General features: G+C 60.1%; 16 protein-coding genes, 2 tRNA genes and 2 pseudogenes. 10 read left to right on the plus strand and 10 right to left on the minus strand.

Annotation, left to right across the window (positions count from 1 at the left end; all coding sequences use genetic code 11):
• The first annotated feature begins 6 nt into the window (after nucleotides 1–6).
• The 3 genes and pseudogenes from HBO09_RS06010 to HBO09_RS28805 all read left to right on the plus strand — a co-directional run.
• Entirely contained in the window at nucleotides 7–987 is a 981-nt protein-coding gene (locus HBO09_RS06010; protein WP_169994234.1) for a FecR family protein, read from the plus strand.
• 78 nt (nucleotides 988–1,065) lie between these two features.
• Nucleotides 1,066–3,504: a TonB-dependent siderophore receptor gene (locus HBO09_RS06015; protein WP_169994237.1), complete on the plus strand. Its 2,439-nt coding sequence runs from the start codon at nucleotides 1,066–1,068 to the stop codon at nucleotides 3,502–3,504.
• 76 nt (nucleotides 3,505–3,580) lie between these two features.
• Nucleotides 3,581–3,667 (plus strand): annotated as a pseudogene (locus tag HBO09_RS28805) (outer membrane lipoprotein carrier protein LolA); the annotation flags it as partial.
• Between the two features lie 94 nt (nucleotides 3,668–3,761).
• On the opposite strand, the gene HBO09_RS06020 reads toward HBO09_RS28805, so the two are convergent.
• Nucleotides 3,762–3,838: transfer RNA gene (locus HBO09_RS06020), tRNA-Asp, on the minus strand.
• Nucleotides 3,839–3,857: 19 nt separating this feature from the next.
• A tRNA-Val gene (locus tag HBO09_RS06025) sits at nucleotides 3,858–3,933 on the minus strand.
• Nucleotides 3,934–4,092: 159 nt separating this feature from the next.
• Here HBO09_RS06025 and rdgC point away from each other — a divergent pair.
• From rdgC to sugE, 3 genes are all read left to right on the plus strand, one after another.
• The gene (rdgC, locus tag HBO09_RS06030; protein WP_169994239.1) at nucleotides 4,093–5,013 is read left to right on the plus strand and encodes a recombination-associated protein RdgC; all 921 of its coding nucleotides are present in this window, start codon (nucleotides 4,093–4,095) and stop codon (nucleotides 5,011–5,013) included.
• Between the two features lie 150 nt (nucleotides 5,014–5,163).
• Entirely contained in the window at nucleotides 5,164–6,120 is a 957-nt protein-coding gene (locus HBO09_RS06035; RefSeq protein WP_169994242.1) for a bile acid:sodium symporter family protein, read from the plus strand.
• A 106-nt stretch (nucleotides 6,121–6,226) separates the two neighbouring features.
• Nucleotides 6,227–6,541 carry a quaternary ammonium compound efflux SMR transporter SugE gene (sugE, locus tag HBO09_RS06040; RefSeq protein WP_065943540.1) on the plus strand — a complete coding sequence of 105 codons (315 nt, stop codon included), beginning with the start codon at nucleotides 6,227–6,229 and terminating at the stop codon, nucleotides 6,539–6,541.
• Between the two features lie 70 nt (nucleotides 6,542–6,611).
• Here the strand turns inward: sugE and HBO09_RS06045 are convergent, their stop codons facing one another.
• From HBO09_RS06045 to HBO09_RS06055, 3 genes and pseudogenes are all read right to left on the minus strand, one after another.
• Complete coding sequence (locus tag HBO09_RS06045; RefSeq protein ID WP_169994246.1) at nucleotides 6,612–8,486, minus strand: MFS transporter; 1,875 nt, start codon at nucleotides 8,484–8,486, stop codon at nucleotides 6,612–6,614.
• Between the two features lie 67 nt (nucleotides 8,487–8,553).
• Nucleotides 8,554–9,708 (minus strand): TDT family transporter, encoded by a 1,155-nt coding sequence (locus HBO09_RS06050; protein WP_169994248.1) that lies wholly within the window; start codon nucleotides 9,706–9,708, stop codon nucleotides 8,554–8,556.
• 92 nt (nucleotides 9,709–9,800) lie between these two features.
• Nucleotides 9,801–10,986, minus strand: a pseudogene (locus HBO09_RS06055) (MFS transporter).
• Between the two features lie 90 nt (nucleotides 10,987–11,076).
• Here HBO09_RS06055 and HBO09_RS06060 point away from each other — a divergent pair.
• Nucleotides 11,077–11,622, plus strand: a complete 546-nt coding sequence (locus tag HBO09_RS06060) for a TetR/AcrR family transcriptional regulator (RefSeq protein ID WP_169994251.1) — start codon at nucleotides 11,077–11,079, stop codon at nucleotides 11,620–11,622.
• A 137-nt stretch (nucleotides 11,623–11,759) separates the two neighbouring features.
• Here the strand turns inward: HBO09_RS06060 and HBO09_RS06065 are convergent, their stop codons facing one another.
• The 4 genes from HBO09_RS06065 to HBO09_RS06080 all read right to left on the minus strand — a co-directional run bounded on the left by HBO09_RS06065 (nucleotide 11,760) and on the right by HBO09_RS06080 (nucleotide 14,923).
• Nucleotides 11,760–12,539: an ABC transporter permease gene (locus HBO09_RS06065; RefSeq protein WP_169994254.1), complete on the minus strand. Its 780-nt coding sequence runs from the start codon at nucleotides 12,537–12,539 to the stop codon at nucleotides 11,760–11,762.
• Nucleotides 12,536–13,468, minus strand: coding sequence for an ABC transporter ATP-binding protein (locus tag HBO09_RS06070; RefSeq protein ID WP_169994257.1), 933 nt, complete (start codon nucleotides 13,466–13,468; stop codon nucleotides 12,536–12,538). The genes HBO09_RS06065 and HBO09_RS06070 overlap by 4 nt, the downstream gene beginning before the upstream one ends.
• 134 nt (nucleotides 13,469–13,602) lie before the next feature.
• Nucleotides 13,603–14,220, minus strand: a complete 618-nt coding sequence (locus tag HBO09_RS06075; RefSeq protein ID WP_169994259.1) for a glutathione S-transferase — start codon at nucleotides 14,218–14,220, stop codon at nucleotides 13,603–13,605.
• Nucleotides 14,221–14,263: 43 nt separating this feature from the next.
• Nucleotides 14,264–14,923: a transglutaminase family protein gene (locus tag HBO09_RS06080; protein WP_169994262.1), complete on the minus strand. Its 660-nt coding sequence runs from the start codon at nucleotides 14,921–14,923 to the stop codon at nucleotides 14,264–14,266.
• Between the two features lie 202 nt (nucleotides 14,924–15,125).
• On the opposite strand from HBO09_RS06080, the gene HBO09_RS06085 reads away from it, so the two are divergent.
• Both HBO09_RS06085 and HBO09_RS06090 read left to right on the plus strand, forming a co-directional pair.
• Nucleotides 15,126–17,573, plus strand: a complete 2,448-nt coding sequence (locus tag HBO09_RS06085; protein WP_169994265.1) for an acyl-CoA dehydrogenase — start codon at nucleotides 15,126–15,128, stop codon at nucleotides 17,571–17,573.
• Between the two features lie 76 nt (nucleotides 17,574–17,649).
• Nucleotides 17,650–18,057 (plus strand): PA2817 family protein, encoded by a 408-nt coding sequence (locus HBO09_RS06090; RefSeq protein WP_169994268.1) that lies wholly within the window; start codon nucleotides 17,650–17,652, stop codon nucleotides 18,055–18,057.
• Nucleotides 18,058–18,202: 145 nt separating this feature from the next.
• Here HBO09_RS06090 and HBO09_RS06095 read toward each other — a convergent pair whose 3' ends face one another.
• The gene (locus HBO09_RS06095; RefSeq protein WP_169994270.1) at nucleotides 18,203–19,135 is read right to left on the minus strand and encodes a LysR family transcriptional regulator; all 933 of its coding nucleotides are present in this window, start codon (nucleotides 19,133–19,135) and stop codon (nucleotides 18,203–18,205) included.
• 90 nt (nucleotides 19,136–19,225) lie between these two features.
• Between HBO09_RS06095 and HBO09_RS06100 the strand changes: the two genes are divergently transcribed.
• Nucleotides 19,226–19,852 (plus strand): alanyl-tRNA editing protein, encoded by a 627-nt coding sequence (locus HBO09_RS06100; RefSeq protein WP_169994272.1) that lies wholly within the window; start codon nucleotides 19,226–19,228, stop codon nucleotides 19,850–19,852.
• Nucleotides 19,853–19,978: the final 126 nt, after the last annotated feature.

The raw sequence follows: 19,978 nt of genomic DNA on the forward strand, positions 1-19,978 counted from the left end.
CCAACCATGCCCGACGCCCAACAGATCGAAGAACAGGCCGCCGAGTGGATGCTGCGCCTGCATGAAGGTGAGCTGAGCCAAGCCCAGCGCCTGGCGTTCGAGCGTTGGAAACAACAAGGCCCACACTACGCCGCAGCCGCTGCACGCATGGAAGCGGTGATTGCGCGGATGCAGGCCCTGCGCGGGGAAAAGTCCCCGGCACGGGCGGCGCTGAATGCGGCGTTCGCCAATAAGCCATCGCGCCGCAGCAAAAGCGCAGTGCGCAGCCTGTTGCTGGCATGCAGCCTGGCGGTGCCGGCGGCGGCGCTGCTGGTCAGCCCGTATCCGCAGCGCTGGATGGCCGATGTGCAAAACGGCCCCGGCCAGTGGCAGACCCTGCGCCTGGCCGACGGTTCGGCATTGAGCCTCAATGGCATCAGTGCGGCCAACCTGCATTTCGACGCCACGCAACGGCGCATCGAACTGCTGCAAGGCGAAATCCTGGTGGAAGTGGCCCACGATCAGGCACGACCGTTTATCGTACAGACCGCCCAAGGCAGCATGCGCGCGCTGGGCACGCGGTTTGTGGTCAAGCGCGAGGGCGATAGCACCGTGCTGAGCATGCTCGAATCGCGCGTGGCAGCCCACAGCGCCGATGCCCGGCAGAGCCTGGAAGTCGCCGCTGGTTCCCAGGCCCTGATCATTACCAACAGCGTCCGCCTGACCGGTAGCATTGACCCAGCGGGCATCAATGAAGCCTGGCGCCGCCATCAACTGGTGGTGGAAAACCGGCCATTGCCCGAGGTACTGGATGAAATCGCCCGGCATCGTGCGGGCCGCCTGCAGTTTGATCGTGCCGCCTTGCAAAGCCTGCGGGTGTCGGCCGTGATTCCTCTGGACGACAGCGACCATGCCCTGCAACTGCTGGCGCAAACCCTACCGATAACGGTGCAAACCTATACCCCTTGGCTGGTCATCGTGAACCCGACCAACACCGCCAATAAATAATTATTCGCATTTGCTTCCGGTTTTTACGCAGCTGCCCGTCAAGCAAGGTAATTCGACACCTAAAGGATTGCCTTCACCATGCACACCCCTTCCTACCCGCGTGGGCGCTTTGGCCTGCTCAGAAGCGCACCGTTTTCCCTGGCCATGCTCGCCGCCACCGTTGGCGCCTTGCACGTCAACCTGGCCCAGGCGGATATACCAAGCACTGCCGCCCAGGCTTACAACATTCCCGCCGGGCCACTGGGCAGCTCGCTCAACCGCTTTGCCCAGCAGGCAGGCGTGGCGATTGTGTTCCAGTCCCGGGAACTGGAAGGCCTCAAGGGTCCGGGTTTGCAAGGCAACTACGGAATCCAGGATGGTTTCGACCGGTTGCTGCAAGGCAGCGGCTACATCGCGGTAAAGGGCAACCAAGTCTATGCACTGCAACCTGCGCCCGCTGCCAGCAACGGCACCATGGAACTGGGCCCGACCCAAGTCACCGGCAACCAGCTGGGTAACGTCACCGAAGACAACGGCTCGTACACGCCCGGCAGCATCGCCACCGCCACGCGCCTGGTGCTGACCCCCAAGGAAACCCCGCAGTCCGTCAGCGTTGTTACGCGCCAGCACATGGATGACTTCGGCCTGAACAACGTCGACGATGTGATGCGCCATACCCCGGGCATCACCGTGTCGGCCTTCGACAGCGAACGCAGCAACTACTACGCCCGTGGTTTTTCGATCAATAATTTCCAGTACGACGGCATTCCTTCGACGGCGCGCAACGTTGCCTATTCGGCGGGCAACACCCTGAGCGACATGGCGATCTATGACCGCGTCGAAGTGCTCAAGGGTGCCACCGGCCTGCTCACCGGCGCGGGCTCCCTGGGCGCGACAATCAACCTGGTGCGCAAGAAGCCCACCGCCGACTTCCAGGGGCACGCCACCCTCGGCGCCGGTTCCTGGGACAACTACCGCAGCGAACTGGACGTCAGCGGCCCGTTGACCGACAGCGGCAATGTGCGCGGCCGGGCGGTCGCGGCCTACCAGGACAAGCATTCGTTCATGGACCACTACTCGCGCAAGAGCCCGACGTACTACGGCATCATGGAGTTCGACCTGTCGCCGGACACCCTGCTGACCGTCGGCGGCGATTACCAGGACACGTTGCCCAAGGGCTCTTCCTGGTCAGGCAGCTTCCCGCTGATCAACTCCAAGGGCGAGCGCAACAAGGTCAAGCGCTCGTTCAACAACGCCGCCCAATGGAGCAGCTGGGAGCAATACACCCGCACCGTGTTCGCCATGCTCGAACATGACCTGGGTGACGGCTGGGTGACCAAGCTGCAACTGGACCACAAGATCAACGGTTACCACGCGCTGATGGGCTCGATCCAGGGCGACCAGCCACAGCCGGACGGCACCGCACAGTTGACCTCGGGCAAATACACCGGGGAAACGGTCAGCGATTCCGCCGACCTGTACGTCAGTGGCCCGTTCAGCCTGGGCGGCCGCGAACATGAACTGGTGCTGGGCGGATCCATCAGCGCTTCGCAGTGGAAAGGTAAAGGCTATTGGAACCTCAGCCCCAACATCGTCGACTTCAATAACTGGCATGGCCACGCGACCATCCCGGACTGGGGTAACGCCCAATCCCTGACCGACGACACCGTGCGCCAGACCGGCGCCTATGTGACCACGCGCCTGAACCTGGCCGATGACCTGAAGCTGCTGCTGGGCGGTCGGGTGGTCAATTACCAGGTCACGGGCTACAACCCCAACTATCGTGAATCCGGGCGCTTCGTGCCGTATGTCGGTGCTGTCTACGACCTGAACGACACCTACTCGGTGTATGCCAGCTATACCGATATCTTCATGCCCCAGGAAAACTACAACCGCGACCGCGATAACAAGCTGCTTGAGCCGGATGAAGGCCAGAACTGGGAATTTGGGGTGAAAGCCGACTTCCTCGACGGCCGGGTAAACGCCAGTGCGGCGTACTTTGAAATCCACGAGTCCAATCGTGCGCTGTCCGATGATGAGTACAACAACCAGACGCCAATCCCGTCCAACTACGCCTATAAAAGCAGCAAGGCGGTGACCAAGGGCTACGAAGTGGAAATGTCCGGCGAGATTGCCCCCGGCTGGCAATTGCAGGCGGGCTATACCCACAAGATCGTGCGCGATGACAAAGATGTGAAGATTTCCACGTTCGAGCCAGAAGACCAGGTCAAGCTGTACACCACCTACAAACTCAAGGGCGACCTCGACAAATTGACCGTCGGCGGCGGCGTGCGCTGGCAGAGCGTGGGATGGCAGGATATCTACAACAACCCACATGGCGGGTATGAGGAATTCTCCCAGGAAGCCTACTGGCTGGTGGACCTGATGACCCGCTACCAGGTCACCAAGAACCTCTCGGCGACGCTGAACGTCAATAACATCTTCGACAAGTCCTACTACACCAATATCGGCTTCTATAACTCTGCCGCCTATGGTGAACCGCGCAACTTCATGGTCACCACGCGCTGGGATTTCTAAGCGCCCAATAAAAAACGCCCCCGGTCATCGGCAATGACCGGGGGCGTTTTTTAACGCAATCCCTGTAGGAGCGAGCTTGCTCGCGAAAATCGCCAACGATAACGCGAGCATCCTGAATAAACACAGCGCCCTCAGGTTCTTCGCGAGCAAGCTCGCTCCTACAAAAGCACAAAGGCAAACCCCTGACAGCAAAAAGCCCGCTCAATGAGCGGGCTTCTTGTGGTGACCTGGCGTTCAGTGTTCCAAGTTACCGAATATGGCGCAGCGGACGGGACTCGAACCCGCGACCCCCGGCGTGACAGGCCGGTATTCTAACCGACTGAACTACCGCTGCGCGTAACACATGAAGCGAATGGTGGGTGATGACGGGATCGAACCGCCGACCCTCTGCTTGTAAGGCAGATGCTCTCCCAGCTGAGCTAATCACCCTTCGTTTCGGTGTGGCGCGCATTCTACGGAGCGACCATAAGTCTGGCAAGCACTTTCTTAAATCTTTTTTTTCAGCCCTTCCAATGGCTTAGGCAGGGTTGGCCTCAGGCCTTATCAAGAGAATAATGCCCCACTTTGTATAAAGGAGAGACTCACCCCATGTGGTTCAAGAACCTGCTTATCTATCGCCTGACCCAAGATCTGCCTGTTGATGCCGAGGCGTTGGAAACTGCAATGGCCACCAAACCGGCGCGCCCTTGTGCAAGCCAGGAGTTGACCACTTACGGTTTCGTCGCGCCTTTTGGCAAAGGTGAAGACGCGCCCCTGGTGCACGTCAGCGGCGACTTCCTGCTGATCGCTGCGCGCAAGGAAGAACGTATCCTGCCGGGCAGCGTGGTGCGTGATGCAGTAAAGGAAAAGGTCGAAGAGATCGAAGCCGAGCAAATGCGCAAGGTCTACAAAAAGGAACGGGACCAGATCAAGGATGAAATCATCCAGGCCTTCCTGCCACGCGCCTTTATCCGTCGTTCGTCGACCTTTGCTGCCATCGCGCCTAAACAGGGCCTGATCCTGGTGAATTCGGCCAGCCCCAAGCGCGCCGAAGACTTGCTGTCGACCCTGCGTGAAGTGATCGGCACCCTGCCGGTACGTCCACTGACCGTAAAAACCGCGCCAACCGCCATCATGACCGACTGGGTTACCACCCAGAAGCCAGCCGATGACTTCTTCGTCCTCGACGAATGCGAACTGCGCGACACCCACGAAGACGGCGGCATCGTGCGCTGCAAGCGCCAGGACCTGACCGGCGAAGAAATCCAGCTGCACCTGAGCACCGGCAAAGTCGTGACCCAGCTGTCTCTGGCCTGGCAGGACAAGCTGTCGTTCATGCTCGACGACAAAATGACCGTCAAGCGCCTGAAGTTCGAAGACCTGCTGCAAGACCAGGCCGAACAGGACGGCGGCGACGAAGCCTTGGGCCAACTGGATGCCAGCTTCACCCTGATGATGCTGACCTTTGGCGACTTCCTGCCGGCGTTGGTGGAAGCATTGGGCGGTGAAGAGACCCCGCAAGGTATCTAAACGCGCACACTCAATGTAGGAGCTGGCTTGCCTGCGAAAGCGGCAGGTCAGTTGTAAAGTTGTCGGCTGATCCACCGCCATCGCAGGCAAGCCAGCTCCTACAGTTGATTGGGTACCCACTCCCAGCACTCTAATAATAAGGACATCACCATGCGCGCACTCGCCGCCTTGAGCCGTTTCGTCGGCAATACCTTCGCCTACTGGGTGCTGATCTTTGCCGTGGTCGCGTTCCTTCAGCCCAGCTGGTTTATCGGCCTGAAAAGCGCCATTGTGCCGCTGCTGGGCCTGGTGATGTTTGGCATGGGCCTGACCCTCAAAGTTGAAGATTTCGCCGAGGTCTCGCGCCATCCATGGCGGGTGGCCCTGGGCGTGGTCGCGCAATTTGTGATCATGCCCAGCGTGGCCTGGCTGCTGTGCCAGACCTTCAACTTGCCAGCGGAAATCGCCGTCGGCGTTATTCTGGTTGGCTGCTGTCCTAGCGGCACCTCTTCCAACGTCATGACTTGGCTGGGCCGTGGCGACTTGGCGCTGTCAGTGGCCATCTCTTCGATCACCACCCTCCTCGCCCCGCTGCTGACGCCGATGCTGATCTGGCTGCTGGCTTCGGCATGGCTACCGGTGTCGTTCATGGAGCTGTTCTGGTCGATCCTGCAAATGGTGTTGCTGCCTATCGTGCTGGGTGTATTGGCGCAACGTCTGCTGGGTGAGCGCGTGCGGCATGCCATCGAGGTGTTGCCGCTGATCTCAGTGGTCAGCATCGTGATTATCGTCGCGGCCGTGGTCGCGGCGAGCCAGGCGAAGATTGCCGAATCGGGCCTGCTGATCATGGCGGTGGTGATGCTGCACAACAGCTTCGGCTACTTGCTCGGTTACTTCACCGCCCGCGTGTTCAAGCTGCCGCTGGCTCAACGCAAGTCCCTGGCGCTGGAAGTAGGCATGCAGAACTCGGGGCTGGGGGCCGCACTGGCCAGTGCGCACTTCTCGCCGCTGGCGGCGGTGCCCAGTGCGCTGTTCAGTGTCTGGCACAATATTTCCGGGGCGTTGTTGTCGACGTATTTCCGCCGGATGAGCGAGAAGGAAGATCGCAAGGCCCTCGCCGAAACTTGATCGGGTCCTGGCTTTTCGGCACTCTACCAACCTTCGCGGGGACGACCCCGCGACGCGTTTGAGCATTCAATCCGGGGACGACCCCACTTCTAAAAGGAAGGTCTTTATGTCCTGGGTCATTCTGTTTTTCGCTGGACTGTTTGAAGTTGGCTGGGCCGTCGGCCTGAAATACACCGACGGTTTCAGCAAGCCGCTACCCACCGCCCTGACGATTGCGGCCATGGCCGTCAGCCTCGGCCTGCTGGGGCTGGCCATGAAGGAATTGCCGCTGGGTACCGCCTATGCCATCTGGACTGGGGTCGGTGCAGTGGGCACGGTGATTGCCGGGATTATCCTGTTTGGGGAGTCCATGGCGCTGTTCCGGCTGGCCAGCGTAGCGCTGATCATTGCCGGGCTGATCGGTCTCAAGATCAGCGCTTAAGCCACTAACGCTATCGCAGGCAAGTCGAATCGTCGACTTGCCTGCGATGAGGCCCTTAAATCCGAAAACCCTACCTGACACTCCCCCGCAACGCCCCAACCTGTTCCTGCAAGGCTTCTGGCGTCGCCTGCTCCACCGTCAACGGCGGCCCCGCCACCAACGTTACCCGCGACCAGATCCGGTGAAAGATGCCCTTGTTCGGATCGCGGCTGAAAAAGCTCCCCCACAACCCCTGCAACGCCATGGGAATCACCGGCACCGGGGTTTCTTCGAGTATCCGCGTCACCCCGCTCTTGAACTCGTTCATCTCACCGTCGGCGGTCAATTTGCCTTCCGGGAAGATGCATACCAACTCGCCGTCCTTCAGGTATTGGCTGATACGCTGGAAGGCCTTTTCGTAGATCTCCAGGTCTTCATGGCGCCCGGCAATCGGAATCGTCCCTGCCGTGCGAAAGATAAAGTTGAGCACCGGCAAACGGTAGATCTTGTAATACATCACAAAGCGAATCGGCCGACGCACCGCGCCACCAATCAGCAATGCATCGACAAACGACACATGGTTGCACACCAGCAACGCCGCGCCTTCGTCCGGGATGTGTTGCAGGTCGCGATGCTCCACGCGGTACATGGAGTGGCCAAGCAGCCAGATCATGAAACGCATGGTGAACTCGGGCACGATCCTGAAGATGTAGGTGTTGACCGCGATATTAAGCAGCGACACCACCAGGAACAGCTCAGGGATCGACAGCTTGGCCACGCTCAACAGCACGATGGTGACAATCGCCGAGACCACCATGAACAGCGCATTGAGAATGTTATTGGCGGCAATCACCCGCGCCCGTTCGTTTTCAGCCGTGCGTGACTGGATCAAGGCATACAGCGGCACGATATAGAAACCGCCAAACACCCCCAGGCCAAGGATATCGATCAACACCCACCACGCCTGGCTGTAACTCAACACCGTCAGCCAGTCATTGGCCTGGACGTTTTGAGGGAAGCCGCCGGAATGCCACCACAGCAACAGGCCAAACACCGTCAGGCCGAACGATCCGAAGGGCACCAGGCCGATTTCCACCTTCCGCCCGGAAAGTTTCTCGCAAAGCATCGAGCCCAACGCGATACCGACCGAGAACACCGTGAGGATCAGGGTGACGACAGTCTCATCGCCATACAGCCACTCCTTGGCGTAGGCCGGGATTTGCGTGAGGTAGATCGCCCCGACAAACCAGAACCACGAGTTGCCGACAATCGAGCGCGACACGGCCGGCGTTTGTCCCAGGCCCAGGCGCAAGGTGGCCCAGGATTGGCTGAAGATGTTCCAGTCCAGGCGCATCTCTGGACTGGACGCCGCTGCGCGTGGGATACCCCGGCTGGCCAGGTAGCCCAGGAGCGCAATCACCACAATCGCGGTGGAGACCACAGGCGCGTAGTCGGTAGAGGACATCATGACCCCGGCCCCGATGGTCCCGGCGAGAATGGCCAGGAACGTGCCCATCTCCACCAGGCCGTTACCGCCGACCAATTCCTCTTCGTGCAAGGCTTGCGGCATGATCGAGTACTTCACCGGGCCAAACAGCGCCGAGTGCGTGCCCATGGCAAACAGCGCCAGCAGCATCAGTTCCAAGTGGTTGGTCATAAAGCCCACGGCGCCCACGGCCATGATCACGATCTCGCCGATCTTGATCGCGCGGATCAACGCATCCTTGTTGAATTTCTCGCCAAACTGCCCGGCCAGAGCCGAGAACAGGAAGAATGGCAGGATAAACAACAACGCGCAGAGGTTGACCCAGATCGAGCGGTCGCCCTCGATGGCCAGCTTGTAGAGAATGGCGAGGATCAACGACTGCTTGAAGATATTGTCGTTGAACGCGCCCAGGGACTGGGTGATGAAGAACGGCAGAAAGCGCCGTTTGCGCAGCAAGGTGAATTGCGAGGGGTGACTCATCGTCCGTGTTCCTGCGTGGCCTGAAGGCTTTATTGATTTTTCAGGCCACGACTTTACCTAATCCTGCTTACTTATTCCCCAATCCTGCAATGCACGGTGAAACAAACAGCTCGCCTTTATAGGCACCCTGCACCGTGCGCTTGCTGACAACCAGCCACATCAGCGCCAGGGCGGCGACCAGCACGCTACCGGTCACGCTGAAAAATGCCAGGTGCAAGGTGCTGCCCAGTTTCAAGGTGGTCAGGGCATACACCCCCAACGGGAAGGTAAAGCCCCACCAGCCCAGGTTGAATGGAATACCGGCGCGCAGGTAACGCAGGGTGATCAGCACCGCGATCAACATCCACCACAGCCCCAGGCCCCACAAGGTGATCCCGGCCACCAGCCCCAGGCCTGCGGCAATCTCACCGATCCCGGCAAAACCATTGGCGGCGAAGATGGCCGGCGCGTCCTGGCCCAGCAGCAACATACCCAGAGCACCGGTGCCGATCGGGCCAAGGGCCAGCCAGCTCGACGCGGCCATATTGGCGTGGGGCAGCTTGTGCAGGGCCATGCGCAGCATCAGGATCGTCAGAATGCTGAATGCAACTGGCAGGGAAAATGCCCAGAGCACGTAGCTGGTCACCAGCATCACCAGTTGCGAATGGGCGTCGACGAGGTGCGGCGCCAGCAGGCCACCACTGGCGGCGGCGACTTCGGCCGCCACCACTGGCAGCAGCCAAACGGCGGTCATCTGGTCGATGCTGTGTTCCTGGCGGGTAAACATCATGAACGGGATCAACACCCCGCACGCTAGGGCCATGGCCACGTCCAGCCACCACAAGGCTTCGGCCAATTGCACCACGCCCTCGCCCCAGCGCGGCAGGCCAAACAGCAGCAGGCCGTTGATGATGGTTGCCAGGCCCATGGGGATGGTGCCGAAGAACATCGAGACCGTGGAGTGTCCGAAAATTCGCCGCGCTTCGTCGTAGAACATCACCCAGCGCGCGGCGTACAAGGCGCTGAACAACACAAACAGGAATATCGTCAGCAGCCACAGCCCTTCGGCGACGGCATAGACACCCGGCAGTTGCACCGGCAATTGCGCCAGAGCCAACGCCAGCACGCCGGTGCCCATGGTAGCGGCGAACCAGTTGGGGGTGAACTGGCGAATCACCTCCCTGGGGCCCGCCAGGTGGCTGAACGGCTTGTAACTTGTGGCAATGCTATTGGGGCAGGTCATGGTTCAATCCTCTTCCTCTTATGAGGTTGAGCCCATGATAGAAGCACAACGAATATCTATATAACGGGTAATATCTCTAACTGTTATCTGTTTTACCTATATTCAGCCTTGGCCGATACTTGCTTTATCAAGCCAATCAAGGCCCCGAGCGACAATACGATCAGCACTGCACCGTAGCCGTCAGTGGTAGCGATCAAACCAAAACTGCGGGTCAGGTTGCCCGCCAACAGCGGTCGGCAGGCAGAACGCCAGGTAACTGAGTACGTAAAACGCCGACATCAACCCCGCCCGTTCATGGGGCAAGGCCAGGGGGACTACGCTGCGCAGCGCGCCGAGAAAACCTGCACCAAATCCGCTGCCGGCCACCAGCGTGGCGAAGAAAAACAAGCTCAGGCTAGCGCTGTGGACCGCACCAAGGATCAGTGCGACGCCCCCGGCCAACAGACCGGCCCCCAGGCGCAGTACCTTGTCTGCCGGGCGATTGCGCAGGCTGAAAATCATCACCGCACCGCTCAAGGTCAACACCGCGACCAGGCCGCCACCGATCAGGTTGGATGTCGACCCGGTCGCCGCCCTTACCAGCGACGGCGCCAGCGACAAATAGAAACCGCCCATGGCCCACACGGCGATATCCACCGGCAGCGACAGCCACAAGGCCCGACGCGCCTGGGGCGGCACATGCAGGGTCGGCCATAGCGAGGCGAGCGCGCCAGGGATCGGGCTGACGCTTTCCGGCAGACGCCAGACATACAGGCTCTGCAACAACATCAGCGCGAACAAGGCCCAATAGATCAACTGGGTCGGCAGCGGCGCGAACTCCACCAGTAAACTGCTGCCCATGGCGCCACAAGCCATGCCCAGCAACGGCGCGACACTGTTGACCAGCGGGCCCTGCAGGCGGTCGGTATCCAACAAGGCGGTACCGAGTACGGCGGTGGCCATGCCCGTGGCGAAACCCTGCAAGGTGCGGGCAGCGATCAGCCAGGCGACACTGTCTGCATGGATAAACAGCAGCATCGCCAGCATATTCAGGATCAGCGCGACAAAGATCACCGGCTTGCGCCCCAGGTGATCCGAAAGCGAACCGACGGTCAACAAGGCCGCCAGCAGGCTCAAGGCATAGACGCCGAAGATCAGGGTCAAGATGCCGGCGGAAAACTGCAGGCCCTCCTGGTAAAGGTGATACAACGGCGTCGGCGCGCTGGAGGCGGCGAGAAACGTCAGCAAGGTGATCGCCAGGAACACCAGGCTGGAACGGTGAGAAGTGACGCTGGGCATGGGCACGCTCCGCTAAAGCTAATATTTTGCTTTTGTGCAGTGTGCTACTGGGTCGCGCTTAAAGCAAATTCTTTGTGTTAAGGTTTTGGCATGGCGATTAAAGAAGGCCTTCGCCCGGGGGGCCGTAGTGCCCGGGTACAAGAATCAGTTCATTCGGCGGTGCGCCAGTTGCTACAAGAGCAAGAGCGCGCCAGCGTGACCGTGCCGCAAATCGCCGCACGTGCAGGGGTCACGCCGTCGACCATTTACCGGCGCTGGGGCGACCTCGCCGCCCTGCTCGCCGACGTCGCCTTGGCGCGCATGCGCCCGGACAGCGAGCCGGCCAACACCGGCACCCTGCGCGGCGACCTGCAAGCCTGGGCCGAGCAGTACCTGGACGAGATGAGTTCGGAACCGGGGCGCAACATGATGCGCGATGTGCAGTGCAGCCAGACACCGGGGTACTGCGTGACGATTCTGGGTGGGCAGTTGCAGGTGATCCTGGATCGTTACCAGGCTAGCGGCCAGGCATTGCCCAGCGTAGATCGGCTGATCAATCTGCTGGCGGCGCCGACGGTGTTTCGGATTCTGTTTGGCGCCGCGCCGATGCGGGTCGAAGAACTGCATGAACTGATCGAAATCGCCCTGCAGCCCTGAGATAAACACAAATCCAAATGTGGGAGCAGGTTTGTGTAGGAGCGGGCTTGCCCGCGATAGCGGAGTGTCAGGTTAGATACAGTTGACTGACCCACTGCCATCGCGGGCAAGCCCGCTCCCACATTTTTAGACCTTGCTTAGGTACGCATCCCACGCCCGCTCACCAGCAACCGCGCGCAGCCGATATACAACACCACTGTCGCCACGATCATGAAGGTGATCGCCACGCTGATCTTGATATCCGAAACCCCGAGGATCCCGTAGCGAAAGGCATTGACCATATGCAGCACCGGGTTGGCCATCGACACGGTCTGCCAGAATGGCGGCAGCAAGGTGATCGAATAAAACACACCGCCCAGGTAAGTCAGCGGGGTCAGCACAAAGGTCGGGATGATCGAGATATCATCGAAGTTGCGCGCAAACACTGCGTTGATAAAGCCCAGCAGCGAGAAGATTGTCGCCGTCAGTACCACCACCAGGATAGTCACGCCCAGATGATGCACCTGCAGGTCGGTGAAGAACATCGACAGCACCGTCACAATCGCCCCGACCATCAAGCCACGCAGAACGCCGCCCAGGGTGTAGCCGATCAGGATGGTGTGTGGCGATACCGGCGAGACCATCAACTCCTCAATGGAACGCTGGAACTTGCTGCCAAAGAAACTCGACACCACGTTGCCGTAGGAGTTGGTGATCACCGACATCATGATCAGCCCCGGCACGATGTACTCCATGTAAGTGAAGCCACCCATATCGCCAATCTGCCGGCCGATCAGGTTCCCGAAGATCACGAAGTACAGGACCATGGTGATCGCAGGTGGCAGCAAGGTCTGTGGCCAGATGCGCATAAAGCGCTTCACTTCGCGGTAGACGATAGTATTGAGCGCTACCAGGTTGGGTCGGAACTCGGAATTCATACCGCCACCTTCGCCAGATTCTTCTCCACCAGGGACACGAACAACTCCTCAAGGCGATTGGTTTTGTTACGCAGGCTCAACACTTCAATATTCTGCAAAGCCAACTGGCTGAACAGCGCGGTGATGCCCACGGCTTTATCAACCTGGACTTCCAGCGTATGGCTGTCTACCAGGCGGGTCGGGTAGCCAATCAGCTGCGGTGGCACCGACAGGTTGTTCTTAAGGTCCAGCAGGAACGTCTCCACATGCAACTGGCCCAGCAGGTTGCGCATGCTGGTGTTCTCGACAATGGTGCCGTGGTCGATGATGCCGATGTTGCGGCACAACTGTTCAGCCTCTTCCAGGTAATGGGTGGTGAGGATGATGGTGATGCCTTTCTGGTTCAGTTCGGTGAGGAAGGTCCACATCGAGCGACGTAACTCAATATCCACCCCCGCCGTCGGTTCGTCGAGGATCAGCAGGCGTGGCTCGTGCACCAGGGCACGGGCGATCATCAGGCGCCGCTTCATGCCGCCGGACAGGGAACGTGATGGCACGTCGCGCTTGTCCCACAAGCCCAGTTGGGTCAGATACTGCTCGGCGCGCTCCTTGGCGATCTTCGGCGGGATGCCGTAGTAACCGGCCTGGGTCACCACGATATCGAAGGTCTTTTCAAACTGGTTGAAGTTGAACTCCTGGGGTACCACGCCAATGCTGCGCTTGAGCGCGGCCGGGGATTTATCCAGGTCATGGCCAAAGATACTCACCGTGCCACTGGTCTTGTTGACCAGGGTCGACAGAATGCCGATGGTGGTGGATTTGCCGGCACCGTTGGGGCCGAGCAATGCGAAAAAATCACCTTCGGCGACATCCAGATCGATACCACTCAGGGCCTGGAAACCGTTGCCGTAGGTTTTGGTTAGCTGCCGGATGGACAGAGCGGAACTCATATCGGATTACGCACCAAGGAAGGGAATAGAAAGAATAGATAAGGGCGTACGCTACGTAATACAACTGCAGCGCACGGCAAGCATGGTGCTTGCCCGCGCCGCACAAGTACAGTCACCTGTATTAATAGTCAGTATTAAGTCAACGCGGTCATAACCGCTTTTTGATAGGCCGGACGTTGCTGCAAACGCTGGTACCACGCCTCCAGATGGGGCATCGCCGGGCGTTCGATCGGCATCTCGAACCAGGCGTAAATAAAGCTGCCCAAGGGAATATCACCCATGCCGATGTCGGTACCGGACAGGTAAGGCTGCTCGGCCAGGGCCTGGTCCACGGTTTTCAACACCTCGATACAGGCCTTGCGCCCGGCATGGATGCTGTCCCAGTTCTGCCGCTCGGCCGGGGTCCGCAAAATGCCCCAGAACACCGTCTTGAAGGGTTCAGCAAAGGTCGAGGTGGTCCAGTCCATCCACTTCTCGGCGTTGGCTCGCGCCTGCAGATCCGCGGGGTACCAGCTCGATGCCTGTTTGGCGCAGAGGTAACGCACGATGGTGTTGGACTCCCACAACACGAACTCGCCGTCCTCAATCATTGGCACCCGGCCGTTAGGGTTCAACGCCCGATATTGCGGCGTATCGACCACACCAAAGGCCCCGCCCGCATCAATTGCCTCATAGTCCAGGCCGAGTTCCTCGGCGCACCACAGTGCCTTCCTGACGTTTGACGAATTTTTACGACCCCAGATCTTCAGCATGACCGCCTCCCAGTGGATGAATGCCGCAGCAGCATACGCCCGTTCAGCCGCGACTCAAATCGCTCTGCATGTCACCTAATAATTGGGGGGACTGCTCGTCAAACAGGTGCGGGTAACATTTCTCCAGGTGGGCGAAGAAGAACTCCTCGGGCACCTCGGCAAATTGCCCATGGTCCAGCACGTACTCCATGGAGCGCTGTCCCTGGCGGTTGAACGGGTGGAACACACTGTCATTGATCCCGTCGAAATCCAGCGGCGGCACATCGAACAATTCGCACAGTTGGCTGTTAAACGCTGGCGTGGCCTTGACCCAGCGCCCGTGCAGATACAGTTCGGTGTAGCCATGCATGGCGAACACATCACTCTTGAGCAACTCGATCAGGCGCGGCGTCGACAAGTGATTACGCACGTCCGCCAGGCCAATACGCGACGCTATGCCGCAATGCCGGGCGCAAGCGGCCAGCAGGGTGGCCTTGGGCACGCAATAGCTCTGCCCGGTGGCCAGCGCGTAACTGCCCGCCAGGGTTTGCGGATCGCGGCTGAAGGTGTAAGGGTTGTAGCGCACCGCTTCGCGCACGGCGTAATACAGACTGACTGCCTGGTCACGGGGATCGCGGTTTGAACCGCGATTTTTTTCGGCGAACTCCACCACCGCAGGGTGGTCACTATCGATGAAGCGGCTGGGATTCAAGTACGCATTCATGGGGATTTTCTCCGAGGCGAGCCTGGAGTCTAACCACAGGCCCGACCGAGGGATAACGACGATTCGGCCAAATGTCGGCGCCTGCTGCCTGTGACTGGAGAGCATTTCCCGCCACACCACGTAACACCCTCAGGCACCGCTTTGCCGGATGCCGGCTAAGCTCTGAGGATGTTTCTGCCCCTGGTTTCACGGAGGATTGAATATGCTGTTGTTGTGGATACTGGTTCTGGTGCTCGGCATTGCCTACCTGGCACACCGTCGCACCGCGCCCCTGCCCGCCCTGGGTGTGGTCGCCGTCTATCTGTTGGCGATGGGCGCCTTCAGCCATGCGCCGGGCTGGCTGCTGCTGGTGTTCTGGGTCCTGCTCGCGGCAATCGCCGCACCGCTGCTGCTGCCCGACCTGCGCCGCCAGTATTTCACCGCACCGCTGTTCAACTGGTTCCAGAAAGTCTTGCCGCCAATGTCCGAGACCGAGCGCGATGCCATCGACGCCGGTACCGTGTGGTGGGACGGCGAACTGTTCAGCGGTCGCCCCGACTGGGACAAGTTGCTGGCCTACCCCAAGGCGCAATTGACCGAAGAAGAACAGGCCTTTATCGACGGCCCCACCGAAGAGCTGTGCGCCATGGTCACCGACTGGGAAATCGGCCAGGCCATGGACCTGCCGGCGGCGGCCTGGGACCATATCAAGCAACATGGCTTCTTTGCCCTGATCATTCCCAAGGAGTTCGGTGGCAAGGGCTTTTCGGCCTACGCCCACTCCCAGGTTGCAATGAAACTGGCAACCCGCAGCGGCGACCTCGCCTCCACCGTGATGGTCCCCAACTCCCTGGGCCCGGCCGAACTGCTGCTGCATTACGGCACCGACGAACAACGCAACCACTACCTGCCACGCCTGGCCCGTGGCGATGATATTCCGTGCTTTGCCCTGACTGGCCCGCTGGCCGGTTCCGATGCCGGCGCGATGCCCGACACCGGGGTGATCTGCAAAGGCGAATGGGAAGGCAAGGAAACACTCGGCCTGCGCCTGAACTGGGAAAAACGCTATATCACCCTGGGGCCGGTCGCGACCCTGCTCGGCCTGGCCTTCAAGGCCCATGACCCGGATCACCTGCTGGGTGACGAAGAAGACTTGGGCATCAGCCTGGCGCTGATCCCAACCGACACCCCTGGCGTGGAAATCGGGCGCCGTCACCTACCCCTGGGCGCCGCGTTCATGAACGGCCCCAACTCCGGCAAAGACGTATTCATTCCTCTGGACTTCCTGATCGGCGGCCAGGAGATGCTCGGCAAGGGCTGGATGATGCTGATGAACTGCCTGTCGGTTGGCCGTTCGATTTCCCTGCCGGCGGTGGGCACTGGTGCGGCCAAGTTCACCAGTTTGGTGACAGGCCAGTACGCCCAGGTACGCGAGCAGTTCAACGTGCCACTTTCCGCCTTCGAAGGCATCCAGGAAGCCCTGGCCCGTATCGGCGGCAATGCCTGGCTGATGGACAGCGCGCGAATGCTCACCGCCAATGCCGTCGACCTGGGGGAAAAACCCTCGGTGCTCTCGGCGATCCTCAAGTACCACCTGACCGAACGCGGCCGCGAGTGCATCAGCCACGCGATGGACGTGCACGGCGGCAAGGGCATCATCATGGGCCCCAACAACTATCTGGGCCGCAGTTGGCAAGGGGCGCCGATTTTCATCACTGTTGAAGGTGCGAATATCCTGTCGCGCAACCTGATGATCTTCGGCCAGGGCGCGATCCGCTGCCACCCGTTCGTGCTTAAGGAAATGGCCCTGGCCGGTCGTGAAGACCGCGACCAGGCGCTCAAGGAGTTCGATGGGCTATTGATGCAGCATATTGGCTTTGCCGTAAGCAACGCCGCCAGCACCCTGGTGTTGAACCTGGGCCTGGGCCACTTCGAAAAAGCTCCGGGCAACCGTTTGAGCCAGGGCTACTTCCGCGCGCTCAATCGCCAGGCCGCAGCATTTGCCCTGCTGGCGGACCTGAGCATGATGCTGCTGGGGGGCGAGTTGAAACGTCGCGAACGCCTGTCGGCACGGCTCGGGGATGTGCTCAGTCATATGTACCTGGCCTCGGCGGCGCTCAAGCGTTACCACGACCTCGACTCCCCGGACCATCTGGAGCCGCTGTTTGCCTGGGCCATGGAAGAAAGCCTTGGCCAGTCGGAGCGCGCGCTGGATGAGTTGCTCAGCAACTTCCCCAACAAAGTGCTGGGCTGCCTGATGCGGGTCATCGTGTTCCCGTTCGGTCGCCGCCATAAAGGCCCATCCGATGCACTGGACGCGGAAGTCGCGGCGGTGATTGGCCGGGCCAAGGGCGACCCGACCCTCGAAGAGCTGCTGGCAGGCTGCTACCGTCCACAGTCGGCGGAAGATCCGGTTGGCGCGCTGCAACATGCCTACGACCTGCTGGGTGCCAGCCATCCCCTGCAGAAAAAACTCCACAGCGCCCTCAAGAGTGGCCAAGTCAAGCCACGCGCCGGCGAACACGCCATCGATGCCGCACTGGAAGCAGGCGTGCTGCAACCGGCTGAAGCGCAAACCCTGCGCGACGCGGAAGCTGCGCGGCGCAAGGTGATCGATGTGGACGACTTCAGCAAAGAGGAGTTGGCCCAGGCACCCGGCAGAGTCCGCTGATACCGGCGGTCATATAAAAGCGGGCGCGAGAGCTATATACTCTCGCGCCCGTTTTTGCTTTTGAGGACTTACTCTCGTGTCCAACGTCGTTGCCGATCATCTCGTCTTGCTCGACCACCTGCGCAGTATCCTGGTTGCCGTCGGCGAAGCCGAACAGGTTCCCGAGGAAAGCCACGCTTTGTTCCTGGAACGCTTTGATGAACTGCGGGCCATGCTGCCCATCGACCCGATCAAAAGCCAATACCTGGGCCAGGACATGATGAGCCAGGTCATCCTGCGCTACCCGCAGATTGCCCATCTGGTACCGCGCGACTTGCTCTGGTTCTTCGGCGGTGACTGCCTGCACTTCATGCCTGACGATGAACTGGACCTGTACCAAGCCCTGGAAGAACGCCGCTTCGAAGCCGAACAGAATGACGAGCCGTTCGACTGGAACCAGGAAAAGCAATTGCTGGCCATGTCCAACGACCAGCCCAAGCACTGATCCCGAACACTCCAAAACCCCAAATGTGGAGAGGGGCTTGTGTGGGAGTGGGCTTGTCCGCGATGGCTGAGTGCCAGTCGATACATTGGTTGACTGATACACCGCTATCGCGGGCAAGCCCGCTCCCACATTTTCGACCGTGCTCCTACCGCCGGCGCAATGTCGGCTCCCTGGCCATGCACTCCACCAGATAATCGATAAACACCCGCAGTTTCGGCGGCAGGTACCGTGTGGGTGAATGCAACAACCAGGCATCCCCATGGTACGAGGCAATGAAATCCCATTGCGCCAGGACCTGCACCAACCGCCCCTCCTCCAATGCATGGCGCGCGGTGAAGTATGGCAGGCTGCCAATCCCCACATCCTGCAGTACTGCATCCAACCGTACCCCGGTGTGATTGGCCGCATAGCGACCGCGCACGCCCACCGTCACTGTCTTGCCAGCCTGGCGGAATTTCCAGCGCGCATCCCCGGGGGTTTCGCCCAGGTAGATACAACTGTGCTCCAGCAAGTCATGGGGATGCAGCGGCGTACCGTGCGCTGCCAGGTACTGCGGCGTGGCACACAGCAAATGCTCAATCGGCAGTAGCTGACGCCCTACCAAACCCGGTGGCGGGCTATCGGTGATGCGGATGCTCAGGTCGACATTGTCATCAATCAAATCCACCTGCCGATCTTCGAGGATCAACTGCACATCGACCTTGGGATAACGCCGCAGAAACTCCGGCATATGCGGGTGCACCACAAACCGCCCGACCGCCTTGGGCACGCTGATACGCACCAGCCCTTCGGCCTCGTGGGTGTACTGACCGCTGATCTCCATCACCGAGCGCGCGGCATTGACCATGTCCTGGCAGCGCTTGAAGACTTCTTCGCCACCTTCGCTCAAGCGCAACTTGCGTGTGGTGCGTTGCAACAGCCGGGTAGCCAGGGCCTTTTCCAGGCGCGAGATACTGCGACTCACCGCCGATGGCGAAGCCCCCAGTTGGCGTGCCGCCTCAGAGAAGCTGCCGGTTTCCACCACTTTGACGAAAATCGCCATTTCGCCCAGCAGCGGTAAAGGAAGATTGATGCTCATGACGCACAAGTCCATTGAGATTTCAGCGGATTATCACCCATTGGCGCACTACTTATACTGCTGCGTAGAACCCTGATGCGGATGTAGACGATGACCCAGCGCCTGTTTTTTACCCATGACCACCTGGTTGCCGATGTTGATGTGCTGGAGTGCACGCCCGTTGAGCAGCAGTTTGCGGTGGTCCTGCAGTCCACCATTTTCCACCCCCAGGGGGGCGGTCAACCCTTTGACACGGGCTGGCTGGGACAAAGCACCGTATTGAAAGTAGTGCAGGAAGCAGAGCGCATCGTGCACTACGTCGACCAGCCCGTCGCACTTGGCCCCGTGCAAGCGCGGGTCGACGGCCAACGTCGCACCCTGCATACACGCCTGCATTCTGCCGGGCACTTGATCGGCAATGCTGGTGAAACCCTGGGCTGGATGCCGATCAAGGCCCACCACTGGCCCGGTGAAGGCAAGATCAGTTTTATCCGTGGGGAATCGGCCCAGGACATGCAAGCTGATGCCTTGCAGGAACAGGTCAACCAATGGATCGGCGCCGACCTGCCACGCCATATGACGCTGGACGGCGGCACCCGGGAAGTCGGTTTCGGTGACCTGCCGCCCTATGCCTGCGGCGGCACTCATGTACAAGCCCTCGCCCAAGTCGGGCAGGTCACGATCCTCGGCCTGTCGGAGAAAAAGGGCACGCTGTCGGTGCGCTACAGCCTGGACTGACAGCCTGATGGCGGGCGGCGTTTTCTTATTGAGATAGGACATCACCCTGCCGGAGGGCTCCCCTCCAGCGTGTGGGTGGTGCTAGTGTGTGAAAATGTTTCCGACATAAAAATCGGAAACATCCTA

The sequence above is a fragment of the Pseudomonas sp. WS 5027 genome (assembly GCF_012985695.1).
Taxonomy (GTDB): Bacteria; Pseudomonadota; Gammaproteobacteria; order Pseudomonadales; family Pseudomonadaceae; genus Aquipseudomonas; species Aquipseudomonas hygromyciniae.

What these genes read in the sequence shown, in the direction of transcription:
- HBO09_RS06060 (WP_169994251.1), top strand. Translation starts at nt 11,077, where the DNA reads ATGGCGATTAAAGAAGGCCTTCGCCCGGGGGGCCGTAGTGCCCGGGTA.
- HBO09_RS06010 (WP_169994234.1), top strand. Translation starts at nt 7, where the DNA reads ATGCCCGACGCCCAACAGATCGAAGAACAGGCCGCCGAGTGGATGCTG.
- HBO09_RS06070 (WP_169994257.1), bottom strand. Translation starts at nt 13,468, where the DNA reads ATGAGTTCCGCTCTGTCCATCCGGCAGCTAACCAAAACCTACGGCAAC.
- HBO09_RS06080 (WP_169994262.1), bottom strand. Translation starts at nt 14,923, where the DNA reads ATGAATGCGTACTTGAATCCCAGCCGCTTCATCGATAGTGACCACCCT.
- HBO09_RS06015 (WP_169994237.1), top strand. Translation starts at nt 1,066, where the DNA reads ATGCACACCCCTTCCTACCCGCGTGGGCGCTTTGGCCTGCTCAGAAGC.
- HBO09_RS06085 (WP_169994265.1), top strand. Translation starts at nt 15,126, where the DNA reads ATGCTGTTGTTGTGGATACTGGTTCTGGTGCTCGGCATTGCCTACCTG.
- HBO09_RS06035 (WP_169994242.1), top strand. Translation starts at nt 5,164, where the DNA reads ATGCGCGCACTCGCCGCCTTGAGCCGTTTCGTCGGCAATACCTTCGCC.
- HBO09_RS06075 (WP_169994259.1), bottom strand. Translation starts at nt 14,220, where the DNA reads ATGCTGAAGATCTGGGGTCGTAAAAATTCGTCAAACGTCAGGAAGGCA.
- rdgC (WP_169994239.1), top strand. Translation starts at nt 4,093, where the DNA reads ATGTGGTTCAAGAACCTGCTTATCTATCGCCTGACCCAAGATCTGCCT.
- HBO09_RS06065 (WP_169994254.1), bottom strand. Translation starts at nt 12,539, where the DNA reads ATGAATTCCGAGTTCCGACCCAACCTGGTAGCGCTCAATACTATCGTC.
- HBO09_RS06050 (WP_169994248.1), bottom strand. Translation starts at nt 9,708, where the DNA reads ATGACCTGCCCCAATAGCATTGCCACAAGTTACAAGCCGTTCAGCCAC.
- sugE (WP_065943540.1), top strand. Translation starts at nt 6,227, where the DNA reads ATGTCCTGGGTCATTCTGTTTTTCGCTGGACTGTTTGAAGTTGGCTGG.
- HBO09_RS06100 (WP_169994272.1), top strand. Translation starts at nt 19,226, where the DNA reads ATGACCCAGCGCCTGTTTTTTACCCATGACCACCTGGTTGCCGATGTT.
- HBO09_RS06045 (WP_169994246.1), bottom strand. Translation starts at nt 8,486, where the DNA reads ATGAGTCACCCCTCGCAATTCACCTTGCTGCGCAAACGGCGCTTTCTG.
- HBO09_RS06095 (WP_169994270.1), bottom strand. Translation starts at nt 19,135, where the DNA reads ATGAGCATCAATCTTCCTTTACCGCTGCTGGGCGAAATGGCGATTTTC.